Genomic DNA, 13,021 nt, shown 5'->3' on the forward strand with positions numbered 1-13,021 from the left:
TCTGTCAGGATTCACATTTCTGTAAGCAACACGCTATAGATACATACTCTTTTGTGGCCTGGATCGAAAAAAGGACTCCTCTGATGATTAAGTTTAGCGCAACGCTCCTGGCGACGCTGATTGCAGTGAGCGTACAGGCGGCGACGGTAGACCTGCGAATTCTGGAAACTACCGACCTGCACAGCAACATGATGGACTTCGATTACTACAAAGATACCCCGACGGAAAAATTCGGACTGGTACGCACGGCAAGTTTGATCGCTGCCGCCCGCAATGAAGTTAAAAACAGCGTACTGGTCGACAACGGCGATCTCATTCAGGGTAGCCCGCTCGGGGACTATATGGCGGCGAAGGGGCTGAAGAAAGGCGAGATCCACCCGGTGTATAAAGCGATGAACACCCTGGACTATACCGTCGGCAACCTGGGCAACCACGAATTTAACTACGGCCTGAAGTACCTGCACGATGCGCTGGCTGGCGCGAAATTCCCGTACGTTAACGCCAATATCATCGACGTTAAGACGCAGAAGCCGCTCTTTACCCCCTATCTGATTAAAGAGACCGAGGTTGTCGATCAGGACGGTAAAAAACAGACGCTTAAAATCGGCTATATCGGCTTTGTACCGCCGCAAATCATGACCTGGGATAAAGCCAACCTCGACGGTAAAGTGACCGTTAACGATATTACCGAAACTGCGCGCAAATACGTGCCGGAAATGCGCGAAAAAGGCGCAGATCTGGTGGTGGTGGTTGCGCACTCGGGACTCTCCGCCGATCCGTATCAGGCCATGGCGGAAAACTCCGTTTATTATCTGAGTGAAGTCCCGGGCGTCGATGCGATTCTGTTCGGCCACGCCCACGCGGTCTTCCCGGGTAAGGACTTTGCCAACATTAAGGGTGCAGACATCGAGAAAGGGACGCTCAATGGCGTGCCGTCGGTGATGCCGGGTATGTGGGGCGACCACCTTGGTGTGGTGGATCTGGTCCTCAATAACGACGGCGGCAACTGGAAGGTCACTCAGTCAAAAGCAGAGGCGCGCCCGATTTACGACGCTGCGGCTAAAAAATCACTCGCCGCCGAAGATAAAAAACTGGTCGACGTGCTGAAGCATGACCACGACGCCACCCGCGACTTCGTCAGCAAGCCGATCGGTAAATCCGCCGATAACATGTACAGCTACCTGGCGCTGGTGCAGGATGACCCGACTGTCCAGGTGGTTAACATGGCACAAAAAGCCTATGTCGAACACGTTATTCAGGGCGACCCGGACCTGGCAAAACTGCCGGTGCTGTCGGCCGCGGCACCGTTCAAAGTGGGCGGGCGTAAGAATGACCCGGCAAGCTACGTTGAAGTCGAAAAGGGCCAGCTGACCTTCCGTAACGCCGCCGATCTCTACCTCTATCCGAACACCCTGGTGGTGGTCAAAGCGACGGGCAAAGAGGTGAAAGCGTGGCTGGAGTGCTCCGCCGGGCAGTTTAACCAGATTGATCCGCACAGCAGCAAGCCGCAGTCGCTGATTAACTGGGACGGGTTCCGGACCTATAACTTTGACGTGATTGACGGCGTGGAGTATCAGATTGATGTTACCCAGCCTGCAAAATATGACGGCGAATGCCAGGTCATTAACCCGCAGGCCGAGCGCATCAAAAACCTGACCTTTAAGGGCAAAGCCATCGACCCGAATGCCACCTTCCTGGTGGTAACCAATAACTACCGCGCCTACGGCGGCAAGTTTGCCGGCACGGGAGATAGCCATATTGCCTTTGCCTCACCGGACGAGAATCGCTCGGTGCTGGCGGCGTGGATCAGCGCGGAGTCCAAAAAAGCGGGGGGCATTCATCCGGCAGTGGACAACAACTGGCGCCTGGCTCCCATTCACAGCGACACGCCGCTGGACATCCGTTTTGAAACTTCACCGTCCGATAAAGCGGCGGCGTTTATTAACGATAAAGCCCACTATCCGATGAAGAAAGTTGCAACGGATGATATTGGCTTCGCCATTTATCAGGTGGATTTAAGCAAGTAACGCGGTGTGTGCCGGGTAGCGGCTTCGCCTTACCCGGCCTGCCTTTACGCCGCGCGTTCTTCCCGGTTCGCCATCACCTGCGGCGTATGCACTTCTATCCAGTCCGCCAGCGCGGCCACTTTCTCACTCACCTCTGTCCCTAACGGCGTCAGGCTATACTCAACGTGCGGTGGTACAACCGGATACGAGACGCGATTCACAAACCCGTCCTGTTCCAGCGCCTGTAGCGACTGGGCCAGCATCTTTTCGCTGACGCCCCCCATTTTTCGGCGCAGGTCGCTGAAACGGTGGGTTCCCTGCCGCAGGGCCACCAGAATCAGCACGCCCCAGCGGCTGGTGACATGTTTGAGAACCTCTCTGGAAGGACACTGTTCCGCGAAGAGGTTGCCATCGCGCATTTGTTCGCTGAGTGTCGGTATCGTTGTTTTCATACTTACCTTTATGTACGTACTTACTAAAAGTTAGCTATGGTGCTAGTGTGCCACAACACCAGACAAACACGAAGAGGATTCATCATGATCGCAATTACCGGCGCAACCGGCCAGCTTGGCCAGCTCGTTATCGAACAGCTGTTAAACACCGTACCGGCAAACCAGATTGTGGCGATTGTCCGCAATCCGGCAAAAGCTGAAGCCCTGAGCCAGCAGGGAATTACCGTTCGTCAGGGGGATTACGCTGACGAAAGCACAATGACCTCCGCGCTTAAAGGCGTAGATAAGCTGCTGCTGATCTCCTCCAGCGAAGTAGGTCAGCGCGCCACCCAACATCAGAACGTCATTAATGCTGCCAAAGCCGCTGGCGTGAAATTCATCGCCTATACCAGCCTGCTGCATGCGGATAAATCGCCGCTGGGCCTGCACGTTGAACACGTCGCGACGGAGAAGGCGCTGGCGGAGTCCGGCATCCCTTACGCCCTGCTGCGTAACGGCTGGTACACCGAAAACTATCTGGCGAGCGCACCGCCCGCGCTGGAGCATGGCGTATTTATTGGCGCGGCCGGTGAAGGCAAAATCGCCTCTGCCACCCGTGCGGATTACGCGGCTGCTGCGGCAAAAGTCATCTCCGGGGACGGCCATGCAGGCAACGTATACGAGCTGGCCGGCGACCACGCCTGGACGCTGAGTGAACTGGCGGCCGAACTCAGCAAACAGAGCGGCAAAAACGTGGCGTATCAGAACATGAGCGAGGCGGATTTTGCCGCGGCGCTGAAGGGCGTTGGCCTGCCTGCCGGGCTGGCGGATATGCTGGCGGACTCCGATGTGGGCGCGTCTAAAGGCGGTCTGTTTGATGACAGCCATACGCTGAGCAAACTGATCGGGCGTCCAACCACACCGCTTTCAGAGAGCATTAAAGCCATCCTGTAAATGTTGCACAATGGTTATTTTTTGTAGCATCCCCTCGGGGCATCTCTGATAATGGAGAGATGACTCATGAGGAGGTTCACCGTGCAGGGCGTACCGGAACAGTTCATTGATGAGAGAGACAGCGCGCGCTTTCGCCATCTGGCGCATTTGCCGGGCCTGGAGCTTTATCACGCGCATATTTCTGACTACGCCTTTGAGCCTCATACGCATGAAGCCTTCGGCATCGGCACCATTGAAACCGGTGCCGAACGCTTTCGCTATCGCGGTACTCAGCATCTCGCAGCGGAAAAATCCGTCGTGACCATGAACCCGGACGAGATCCACACCGGGGAGTCGGCGACGGATGGCGGCTGGCGCTACCGGATGGTTTACATTGAACCCGATCTGCTGGAAGAGGTGACCGGCCTTCGCCACTGGTGGTTTAGCGACGTAACCCGCCATGACCCGCTGCGCTCACAGCAAATCGGCAGGCTTATCTATGGCCTGTGGCATACGGACGACCCGCTGGCGCAAAAAGGCTTGCTGCTGGATCTGATCGAGACCTTCCAGCCGTTAGCCCGCCACGCGCCGGTTACCCGGGAAGGTGCACACCGGTTCGAACGGGTTCGTGAGTATATGCACGACAACTACATGCACGCCCTGACGCTGGACGAGCTGGCCAACGTGGTCTCACTCAGCCCCTACCATTTTCAGCGCCAGTTCAAGGCGCATTTCCATGTCACTCCGCATCAGATGCTGATGGCTATCCGCCTGTGGCGCGCCAAAGCGTTTCTCACACACGGCATGCCCGCCGCCGAAGTCGCCGCCGCGACCGGGCTGACCGATCAGTCCCATTTGACTCGCGCCTTTACCCGCCGCTATGGCATTACCCCCGTGCGCTACCAGAAACAGGTCGTTAAGCGCTGATGCGCAACCTCATACAATACGCGCGCCCTTCCCCCTCCTACACTGAACGCAGAATAAACCGATGTGGATGGAAAAATGATTAGTGGTGTGTTGTATGCCCTGCTTGCGGGTCTGATGTGGGGACTGATTTTTGTCGGCCCGCTGATCGTGCCGGAGTACCCGGCAATACTGCAGTCGACCGGACGTTATCTGGCACTGGGACTGATTGCTCTCCCGCTGGCGTGGCTCGGTCGTGCACGTTTGCGTCAGCTCGGCCGGCAGGACTGGTTCACCGCGCTGGCGCTGACCATGATGGGCAACCTTATCTATTATGTTTGCCTGGCGAGCGCCATTCAGCGAACCGGGGCACCGGTATCTACCATGATTATCGGCACGCTGCCCGTGGTGATCCCGGTCTTCGCTAACCTGCTTTACAGCCACCGCGACGGGAAACTGGCGTGGTCAAAAATGGTACCAGCGTTGGTGTGTACCGCCGTGGGGCTGGTCTGCGTCAACATTGCCGAGCTGCAGCATGGGCTGGAGAACTTCTCACTGTTGCGTTACGGTTCTGGCATCCTGCTGGCATTCGTTTCCGTGGTGTGCTGGGCGTGGTATGCCCTGCGCAATGCGCGCTGGCTGCGGGAAAACCCGGATAAACACCCGATGATGTGGGCGACGGCTCAGGCGTTGGTCACGCTCCCGGTTTCGCTTATGGGCTATGTGGGGGCCTGTCTCTGGTTAGGCCACCAGCAACCGGATTTCGCTCAACCGTTCGGGCCGAGACCGTGGGTCTTTGTCGGGCTGATGCTGGCGATTGCGGTGCTCTGCTCGTGGGTGGGCGCGCTGTGCTGGAATATCGCCAGCCAGAAGCTGCCGACGGTGATTTTAGGGCCGTTGATTGTATTCGAAACGCTGGCCGGGCTGCTTTACACCTTCCTGATGCGCCAGAGCGTACCGCCGCTGTTAACCGCCTGCGGGATTATATTGCTGGTCGTTGGGGTCGTGATGGCGGTGAGAGCAAAGCCGGAAAAACCGATGGTCGTTCCGGCCTCAGAGAGTTAAAACGTTTCCCAGTTCGCTTCAGACGTCGCCGCGACAGGTTTAGCCGCTGGAGTGTAGCTTTTCACCGGCGCGGCGTTGACTACCGGGTTGCGGGTAATTTTAAACACCGCTACCGCTTCGTTCAGGCGTGCCGCCTGATCTTCCAGCGCGGCCGCCGCTGCCGCAGACTCCTCTACCAGCGAGGCGTTCTGCTGGGTCACGCGATCCATCTCGGCCACCGCCTGACCTACCTGATCGATACCGCGGCTCTGCTCGTCAGAGGCAGAGGCAATCTCGCCCATGATGTCGGTCACGCGGGTGACCGCATTCACGATCTCTGCCATCGTCGCCCCGGCTTCGTTTACCAGCTGTGAGCCGGCATTCACGCGCTCGCCGGAATCGTCGATCAGCGCTTTAATCTCTTTTGCCGCCTGAGCGCTACGCTGGGCAAGGGTACGCACCTCACCTGCGACCACCGCAAAGCCACGGCCCTGCTCGCCTGCACGCGCGGCTTCCACCGCCGCGTTCAGCGCCAGGATGTTGGTCTGGAAGGCAATGCCGTCGATTACGTTGGTAATTTGCGCAATTTTGCTGGAACTGGTCGCAATGTCGTCCATGGTGCGCACCACACCTTCCACCACGTTACCGCCCTTCTTCGCGGTTGAGGAGGCATCGAGCGCCAGACGGGAAGCCTGACGTGCGTTATCGGCGTTTTGTTTTACCGTGGCGGTCAGTTGTTCCATGCTGGCAGCCGTCTCTTCCAGAGAGGCAGCCTGCTGCTCGGTACGGGAAGAGAGGTCGTTGCTGCCCGCAGAGATTTCCCCTGCACCGGTGTAAATGGTGTCTGCACCTTCACGCACCACGCCCACCGTGTTTGCCAGCGAGGTTTGCATCTCCTGAACGTTGCGCGCCAGGATTGCCATTTCATTCTTACCCTCTGCCTGAATCGGCTGGGTCAAATCCCCTGCGGCAATGGCGCGGATATGGCCAATCACATCCTGCAGCGGCAGCAGCAGAACGCGGCGCATCGCAATCCAGCTGGAGACGATCACAGCAATCACCAGCAGCATGACCGCAGAGAGGATCCACAGGATACGTTTATAATCGTTTTCGTTGTCTTTAATCCCTCTGTCCGTGAGGACGGCCTGCGCTTCACGCCATTCACGGTACACGTTCTGCATCGCGGTCTGTTTCTGCTCCGCATTCTGCTTGAACATATCTTCCAGATTGCCCTGGCCCAGCAGGACGTTCATTTGCGTTAGCGTGGCGGAGTAAATGCGGTACTGCTCTTCCAGACGGTTAGCCAGATTCTCGTCCAGACCCGGAGTATTAGGCAAAGCGTAGTATTTATCGTAATGGGACTGCGCATCCGCCAGCAGGTTCTTCGCCGTGTTCACCAGTTCATTCAACTGGCCGCCGTTAATCTGAGACGCCATGCTGCTTTGCAGACGCAGCATGCCGCGGTTCAGGGTCACGCGGGCCTGGTTGAGGCTGATCCATGCATCGGTAAACTCGGCGACATTCTGGCTTGAGAGCTGCGAGACGGTGAAGTTATCTTTGTCGTTATTCAGCGCGTTGATAAAAATGCCGGCGGAAATGACTTGCATGATGCCGAGCACAAGCAGCACCGAAATAAGAAGGGTAATGACTTTTATACGTTTAAACATGCGTTGCCTTTTTTATATGCAGGTTTGTCTGACGTGGATATATCGGCAGGCACGGCGAGTTGTTTACTGTTTCCCCACGTTAAAAAACTTTCTAAAGTAATTTCCTGCATTCATTCAGCAAGTTAAAAGTCATTATTTTTTTGTGATCTGGTTCTCACTTTTCCCCTTCCCTCTAAAGGGTTATAGCGCCGCCTTAAAGATGCATTTAAAATGCACTTTATATTATTGATGACGAGGTAACTGCTATGGCCTTCCGCGACCAACCCCTTGGCGAGCTGGCGCTCTCCATCCCGCGCGCGTCCGCGCTGTTTCGTAAATACGATATGGATTACTGCTGTGGCGGTAAGCAAACCCTGGCACGTGCCGCCTCGCGTAAAGAGCTGGATGTGGGGCTCATTGAAGCGGAGCTGGCGCAACTGGCTGAGCAGCCTATTGAGAAAGACTGGCGCACTGCAGCCCTTGCCGACATCATCGACCATATCATCGTGCGTTTTCATGACCGTCACCGCGAACAGCTGCCTGAACTGATCCTGCAGGCGACAAAAGTGGAGCGCGTTCACGCCGACAAACCTTCCGTACCGCGCGGTCTGGCGAAATACCTGACCCTGCTTCACGAAGAGCTTTCCAGCCACATGATGAAAGAGGAGCAAATCCTCTTCCCGATGATCAAACAGGGTATGGGCAGCCAGGCGATGGGGCCCATCAGCGTCATGGAAAGCGAACATGATGATGCAGGCGAGCTGCTGGAAGTGATTAAACACACTACCCATAACGTTACACCGCCACCAGAGGCGTGCACCACGTGGAAAGCGATGTACAACGGCATTAACGAGATGATCGACGACCTGATGGAACACATCAGTCTTGAGAACAACGTCCTGTTCCCGCGTGCCCTCGCAGGTGAATAAAAAAGGCGCCCGAGAGCGCCTTCCTGAGGTTATCATTCGGCCACAGCATCTGTGGCCTTTTTTATTAACGCATGCCTGCCATACGTTTCTTACCGATAAATAACCATCCCAGCCCCAGCGCGATGAACCACAGCGGCGTGACGATTAACGCCTGACGGGTATCGTCTTCCAGCGTCAGCAGAACCAGCACGAAGACGAAGAACGCCATGCACACCCAGCACATCAGCTTGCCCAGCGGCATTTTGTAGATCGATTTTTCATGCAGGTGCGGACGCTGTTTGCGGTACACCAGGTAAGAACACAGGATGATGGTCCAGACGAACATGAACAGGATCGCAGAGACCGTGGTGATCATGGTAAACGCACCGATCACACTCGGGTTCACGTAGAGCATCACCACACCGCCCAGCAGGCAGATACAGGAGAAGGTCAGCCCTTTCGCCGGCACCGCACGCTTAGACAGTTTGGCAAACGCGCGTGGCGCAACCCCTTCCTGTGCCAGACCAAACAGCATACGGCTGGTAGAGAACACCCCACTGTTGGCCGAAGAGGCCGCGGAGGTCAGCACCACGAAGTTAATCAGGCTTGCGGCCGCAGGCAGTCCAACCAGTACAAACAGCTCAACGAACGGGCTCTTGGTCGGTACAACGGAGCTCCACGGCGTCACGGACATGATGATAATCAGCGCGAACACGTAGAACATAATGATACGAATCGGGATGGAGTTAATCGCGCGCGGCAGGGATTTCTCCGGATCTTTAGTTTCCGCCGCCGTGGTACCGACCAGCTCAATCCCCACAAAGGCAAACACCGCAATCTGGAAACCGGCAAAGAAGCCGCTGATGCCTTTCGGGAACCAGCCGCCGTCATTCCACAGATGCGCGAACGAAGCCTGAACGCCGGTTGGAGACTGGAAGTGCGTCAGTACCATCACCAGGCCGACAACAATCAGGGCGATAATCGCCACGATTTTGATCATCGCAAACCAGAACTCCATCTCACCGAACATTTTAACGGTGGCGAGGTTAAGGCTCAGCAGCAGAACAATCACCGCCAGCGAGGCCACCCAGTCCGATAATCCCGGGAACCAGAACTGCGCGTAGGCCGTGATGGCGACCACATCCGCCATGCCGGTCACCACCCAGCAGAACCAGTAGGTCCAGCCAGTGAAGTAGCCCGCCCAGGGGCCGAGCAGGTCGGAAGCGAAATCGCTAAAGGACTTGTATTCGAGGTTCGAGAGCAGCAATTCACCCATTGCACGCATCACGAAGAAGAGCATAAAACCGATGATCATATAAACGAAAATGATCGACGGCCCGGCAAGACTGATGGTTTTACCTGACCCCATAAACAGCCCGGTACCGATGGCACCCCCGATGGCAATGAGCTGAATATGACGGTTTGTGAGATTGCGCCGTAGCGACTGTTCAGACGACGCCTCTTCGTCGGCGACGACTTTAACCTGATCTACCATGTGATATTTTCCTGTTTATGCCTGTCTGTGTTGTTAAGGCTCTTCTGGCCTTTAAATACGTCAAAAAAATAACGGTCCCATGAAAGGACTCATCGATATTAGGTAAGAATCGGCGGGATGAATACTATGATTTGGATATTATGTTAATAATATGTTTAAAGTGAGTGTCATATCACTCATACAACGCGAAACAGCTCACAAAAATACACGCAACAGTTTCGTTTGCAAGATAAAATGTTGATTCCGTCGTAACTATAGGTTTTATCACTATATTCCTCTCCCCCGAAGGAGAGAGGAAATAAGAAAAGCTGATTACAGAATTTCCAGCAGCTCGACTTCAAACACCAGGGTGCTGAATGGCGGGATGGACGCACCAGCGCCACGCTCGCCGTACGCCAGGTTGTGCGGGATAGTCAGTTCCCATTTGGAACCCACTGGCATCAGGGTCAGCGCTTCGATCCAGCCCGCGATAACGCCGTTAACCGGGAATTCAGCCGGTTCGCCACGTGCTACAGAGCTGTCGAACACCGTACCGTCGATCAGTTTACCGGTGTAGTGCACACGAACGTGGTCAGTACGCGCCGGGATTGCGCCGTCGCCCTGATTGATCACGCGGAACTGCAGGCCAGACTCGGTGCTGTTCACGCCTTCACGCTCACGGTTCTCTTCCAGATATTTCACGCCTTCTGCAGCCATCTCTTCGAAACGCGCGCGACGCACGGCGTCAGCACGTTCGTGGATTTCACGCAGCGCACGGTGCACAACATCAACCGGAACTGCCGGGTTGTTGCCTTCCAGCGCATCAGCGATACCCGCCACCAGCGCTTCGGGTAACAGACCTTCCAGGCCGGATTCGCTCAGCTGCTGTCCTACCTGCAAGCCGATACCGTAACTTGCCTGCGCTTCGATAGTGTCAAAAGTCGGGGTGGTCATGGGTTTTCCTTCCATCACATTTAAAGTAGCGGGCAGCATATCAGCCATGCCCTTATGGGTAAAACTTTGTCTGAAGTTAAGGTGACAAACCGCGACGAAACAGAAACAATAGAGAGAACCAGGATTAATCCCGAACGAATGTCACGGATGTCGGGTTTGCTACGCCGTTCAGGCAGTTAGCAAACTATACTTCGGAGCACAGGATAAAAAAGACGCGGAGCAGGAGGAGAGCCATGCCCGGGCGATTTGAACTGAAACCTACCCTGGCGAAAATCTGGCAGTCGCCGGACAATTTTCGCATCATGGACCCGCTGCCGCCTCTGCATCGCAGAGGGATCATCATTGGCGCGCTGATGGTGATCGTGGGCTTCCTGCTTCCTTCCGGTGGCGATGACGCCGACACCGCGACGGTGACCCGCAATGCCCAACTGGATATTCAGTCGCAAACGCGACCGCAGCCGGACACACAGCCTGTGCAGACGCAACTGGTCACCCCGTCGAACGATCCGGGACAGGTTGCGCCTGTTGAACCGGAACCCATTCAGGATGAACAGCCACAGGAACAGGCAGCGGCCCCGGCAGAGCCACAGGCTCAGCAGCCAACCGGCATTGAGCAGCAGTGGCGTTCCTATCGCGTAGAGCCGGGTAAAACCCTTGCGCAGCTGTTCCGCGACCACAATTTGCCGCCAACCGATGTGTATGCCATGGCGCAGGTGGAAGGCGCAGGTAAGCCGCTCAGTAATTTGCAGAATGGCCAGCTGGTGCAGATACGTCAGAATGCCAGCGGTGTCGTCACCGGGCTCACGATTGATACGGGAAATGGCCAGCAGGTGCTGTTTACCCGCCAGCCTGACGGCAGTTTTATCAGAGCACGTTAATGTTCAGGCCGGGTAAGGCGAGCCAGCCCCCCGGCAATGCCCTTCTTAGTGACCCCGCTTATTTACCCACCAAATCCCCGAGCAGACCAGCACCAGCGCAATCGCATATTTGATGTCCAGAATGTTTTCACCGAGGAAAATGGCAGACAGCACCGTCCCGGCAACGGGAATCACAAAGTTGAACGGGGCAATCATACTTACGCGGTTCACTTTCAGCAGCGCGCTCCAGAGGGCGAACGCTACCGAAGAGAGTAACGTCAGGTACCCCAGCACCGCGACGGCCGTCATGCTATGCACTTCCAGCGTCCCTCCCGTGAGATAGCCACCCGCCACCAGCGCCGCGCCGCCGATAGCCAGCTGCCAGCCGGTCATCACCGTCGGGTCGACGGTCTGGGAGATGCGTTTTCCGTAAAGCGTGGCGGCAGAAAGGATAAAGGCTGCCAGCACCACAAACCCGTCCCCCTTCCAGACGAAGCTGAATTCGCTTAACCCGCCGTGGAAGTTAACCAGCATCACTCCGGCAAAGCCCAGAATACAGCCAAGCGTTTTGTTATAGCTGAGCTTGTCGTTGTGGTAGATGAAGTGCGCCAGCAGCACGCTGAAGAAAGTACCGGTGGCGTTCATGATTGAGCCGTTCACGCCTGTCGTGTAGGCCAGTCCGATATAAAAGAAGATGTACTGAATGCTCGTCTGCGTCAGTCCCAGGACGGTCAATTGCCCAAACTGCCCGGGCGTGAACCTGCCGATGGGCTTGCGCTGTGCTAACGCAAAGAGAAGCAGCAGCACACCCGCAAACAGAAAACGGTAACCGGCGAACACGACCTTTGAGGGAATATCATCGGTGGCAATCTGGAAGAGTTCATAACCGCTTTTTATGGCCGGGTAAGAGCTACCCCAAAGCAGACAGCAGAGCGTGGCGCAGGCATAGGCCACCTTTCGACGGGCAAATACGGGCGTGGGCAGAGCGGTTTCCATGTCGAATCTCATAAATAAAATTACGTTTCATTTTATTATCAGAGAATGCGCCAGGAATAGCGACCCTACAAGCACTAAAGCGCGAGTCTGGTCCCTTAAAAAGCAAAACGCCGGCACAAGGCCGGCGCTTCGACGTGAGCAGAGTAAAATTACTCAGCTACAACGTTAACAACCAGTTTAGCGAACACTTCGCTGTGAACCTGGAAGTCCACTTCGTGCTCACCAGTGGTACGCAGAACACCGTTCGGCAGACGAACTTCGCTCTTAGCCACTTTAACGCCAGCTGCAGTTACTGCATCAGCGATATCGCGGGTACCGATGGAACCGAACAGTTTACCTTCGTCGCCAGCTTTGGAAACGATGGTAACAGTGCCCAGTGCGTTGATTGACTCAGCGCGAGCATTAGCAGCCGCCAGAACGTCAGCCAGTTTGGCTTCCAGTTCAGCGCGACGTGCTTCGAAAAACTCTACGTTTTTCTTGGTAGCTGGAACAGCTTTACCCTGTGGAACCAGGAAGTTACGAGCGTAGCCCGCTTTAACGTTTACCTGATCACCCAGGCTGCCCAGGTTTGCTACTTTATCAAGCAGAATAACTTGCATTACCTTATCCTCTTAAAGTCGTATTAATGGACCGTGCCCGATTACTGATGACGATCAGTGTACGGCAGCAGGGACAGGTAGCGAGCGCGTTTGATAGCGCGAGCCAGCTGACGCTGGTATTTTGCACGAGTACCGGTGATACGGCTTGGGACAATCTTACCGCTTTCGGTGATGTAGTTTTTCAGCGTTGCGATATCTTTATAGTCGATCTCTTGAACGCCTTCCGCGGTGAAACGGCAGAACTTGCGACGACGGAAATAACGTGCCATA

The 13,021-nt window shown here is 55.7% G+C and carries 13 protein-coding genes; 6 read left to right on the plus strand and 7 right to left on the minus strand.

Annotation, left to right across the window (positions count from 1 at the left end; all coding sequences use genetic code 11):
• Nucleotides 1-83: 83 nt before the first annotated feature.
• The gene (locus AM410_RS04700) at nt 84-2,027 is read left to right on the plus strand and encodes a bifunctional 2',3'-cyclic-nucleotide 2'-phosphodiesterase/3'-nucleotidase (RefSeq protein ID WP_025205811.1); all 1,944 of its coding nucleotides are present in this window, start codon (nt 84-86) and stop codon (nt 2,025-2,027) included.
• A gap of 44 nt (nt 2,028-2,071) precedes the next feature.
• On the opposite strand, the gene AM410_RS04705 is transcribed toward AM410_RS04700, so the two are convergent.
• Nucleotides 2,072-2,458 (minus strand): winged helix-turn-helix transcriptional regulator, encoded by a 387-nt coding sequence (locus AM410_RS04705; RefSeq protein ID WP_014168344.1) that lies wholly within the window; start codon nt 2,456-2,458, stop codon nt 2,072-2,074.
• 84 nt (nt 2,459-2,542) lie between these two features.
• Here AM410_RS04705 and AM410_RS04710 point away from each other — a divergent pair, with 84 nt between their 5' ends.
• From AM410_RS04710 to AM410_RS04720, 3 genes are all read left to right on the plus strand, one after another.
• Nucleotides 2,543-3,391, plus strand: a complete 849-nt coding sequence (locus tag AM410_RS04710) for an SDR family oxidoreductase (RefSeq protein WP_025205812.1) — start codon at nt 2,543-2,545, stop codon at nt 3,389-3,391.
• A gap of 81 nt (nt 3,392-3,472) precedes the next feature.
• Nucleotides 3,473-4,297, plus strand: coding sequence for an AraC family transcriptional regulator (locus AM410_RS04715; protein ID WP_025205813.1), 825 nt, complete (start codon nt 3,473-3,475; stop codon nt 4,295-4,297).
• A 75-nt stretch (nt 4,298-4,372) separates the two neighbouring features.
• Nucleotides 4,373-5,338 carry a DMT family transporter gene (locus AM410_RS04720; protein WP_032679428.1) on the plus strand — a complete coding sequence of 322 codons (966 nt, stop codon included), beginning with the start codon at nt 4,373-4,375 and terminating at the stop codon, nt 5,336-5,338.
• Here AM410_RS04720 and AM410_RS04725 read toward each other — a convergent pair.
• The gene (locus tag AM410_RS04725) at nt 5,335-6,984 is read right to left on the minus strand and encodes a methyl-accepting chemotaxis protein (protein ID WP_014168340.1); all 1,650 of its coding nucleotides are present in this window, start codon (nt 6,982-6,984) and stop codon (nt 5,335-5,337) included. The genes AM410_RS04720 and AM410_RS04725 overlap by 4 nt on opposite strands.
• Nucleotides 6,985-7,229: 245 nt before the next feature.
• Between AM410_RS04725 and ytfE the strand changes: the two genes are divergently transcribed.
• On the plus strand, nt 7,230-7,892 hold the full coding sequence (gene ytfE, locus AM410_RS04730; RefSeq protein WP_014168339.1) for an iron-sulfur cluster repair protein YtfE: 663 nt from the start codon (nt 7,230-7,232) through the stop codon (nt 7,890-7,892).
• Between the two features lie 64 nt (nt 7,893-7,956).
• Here ytfE and cycA read toward each other — a convergent pair whose 3' ends face one another.
• Nucleotides 7,957-9,366 (minus strand): D-serine/D-alanine/glycine transporter, encoded by a 1,410-nt coding sequence (gene cycA / locus AM410_RS04735; RefSeq protein ID WP_014168338.1) that lies wholly within the window; start codon nt 9,364-9,366, stop codon nt 7,957-7,959.
• Nucleotides 9,367-9,678: 312 nt separating this feature from the next.
• Nucleotides 9,679-10,299: an FKBP-type peptidyl-prolyl cis-trans isomerase gene (fklB, locus tag AM410_RS04740; RefSeq protein ID WP_025205816.1), complete on the minus strand. Its 621-nt coding sequence runs from the start codon at nt 10,297-10,299 to the stop codon at nt 9,679-9,681.
• A 233-nt stretch (nt 10,300-10,532) separates the two neighbouring features.
• Here fklB and AM410_RS04745 point away from each other — a divergent pair, with 233 nt between their 5' ends.
• Nucleotides 10,533-11,177, plus strand: a complete 645-nt coding sequence (locus tag AM410_RS04745) for an OapA family protein (RefSeq protein WP_108647591.1) — start codon at nt 10,533-10,535, stop codon at nt 11,175-11,177.
• A 45-nt stretch (nt 11,178-11,222) separates the two neighbouring features.
• On the opposite strand, the gene AM410_RS04750 is transcribed toward AM410_RS04745, so the two are convergent.
• The 3 genes from AM410_RS04750 to rpsR all read right to left on the minus strand — a co-directional run bounded on the left by AM410_RS04750 (nt 11,223) and on the right by rpsR (nt 13,020).
• Nucleotides 11,223-12,152 carry a DMT family transporter gene (locus AM410_RS04750; protein ID WP_108647593.1) on the minus strand — a complete coding sequence of 310 codons (930 nt, stop codon included), beginning with the start codon at nt 12,150-12,152 and terminating at the stop codon, nt 11,223-11,225.
• A 149-nt stretch (nt 12,153-12,301) separates the two neighbouring features.
• Nucleotides 12,302-12,751, minus strand: coding sequence for a 50S ribosomal protein L9 (rplI, locus tag AM410_RS04755; RefSeq protein ID WP_014168334.1), 450 nt, complete (start codon nt 12,749-12,751; stop codon nt 12,302-12,304).
• Between the two features lie 41 nt (nt 12,752-12,792).
• Nucleotides 12,793-13,020, minus strand: a complete 228-nt coding sequence (gene rpsR / locus AM410_RS04760) for a 30S ribosomal protein S18 (RefSeq protein WP_000135199.1) — start codon at nt 13,018-13,020, stop codon at nt 12,793-12,795.
• Nucleotide 13,021: the final 1 nt, after the last annotated feature.

This window comes from Enterobacter cloacae complex sp. FDA-CDC-AR_0164, from assembly GCF_003071645.1.
GTDB lineage: Bacteria > Pseudomonadota > Gammaproteobacteria > Enterobacterales > Enterobacteriaceae > Enterobacter > Enterobacter ludwigii.

Bases quoted from the DNA above. Each gene is read 5' to 3' on its own strand.
- AM410_RS04750 (WP_108647593.1), bottom strand. From the start codon at position 12,152: ATGGAAACCGCTCTGCCCACGCCCGTATTTGCCCGTCGAAAGGTGGCC.
- AM410_RS04700 (WP_025205811.1), top strand. From the start codon at position 84: ATGATTAAGTTTAGCGCAACGCTCCTGGCGACGCTGATTGCAGTGAGC.
- AM410_RS04705 (WP_014168344.1), bottom strand. From the start codon at position 2,458: ATGAAAACAACGATACCGACACTCAGCGAACAAATGCGCGATGGCAAC.
- AM410_RS04710 (WP_025205812.1), top strand. From the start codon at position 2,543: ATGATCGCAATTACCGGCGCAACCGGCCAGCTTGGCCAGCTCGTTATC.
- ytfE (WP_014168339.1), top strand. From the start codon at position 7,230: ATGGCCTTCCGCGACCAACCCCTTGGCGAGCTGGCGCTCTCCATCCCG.
- fklB (WP_025205816.1), bottom strand. From the start codon at position 10,299: ATGACCACCCCGACTTTTGACACTATCGAAGCGCAGGCAAGTTACGGT.
- cycA (WP_014168338.1), bottom strand. From the start codon at position 9,366: ATGGTAGATCAGGTTAAAGTCGTCGCCGACGAAGAGGCGTCGTCTGAA.
- AM410_RS04720 (WP_032679428.1), top strand. From the start codon at position 4,373: ATGATTAGTGGTGTGTTGTATGCCCTGCTTGCGGGTCTGATGTGGGGA.
- AM410_RS04725 (WP_014168340.1), bottom strand. From the start codon at position 6,984: ATGTTTAAACGTATAAAAGTCATTACCCTTCTTATTTCGGTGCTGCTT.
- AM410_RS04745 (WP_108647591.1), top strand. From the start codon at position 10,533: ATGCCCGGGCGATTTGAACTGAAACCTACCCTGGCGAAAATCTGGCAG.
- rpsR (WP_000135199.1), bottom strand. From the start codon at position 13,020: ATGGCACGTTATTTCCGTCGTCGCAAGTTCTGCCGTTTCACCGCGGAA.
- rplI (WP_014168334.1), bottom strand. From the start codon at position 12,751: ATGCAAGTTATTCTGCTTGATAAAGTAGCAAACCTGGGCAGCCTGGGT.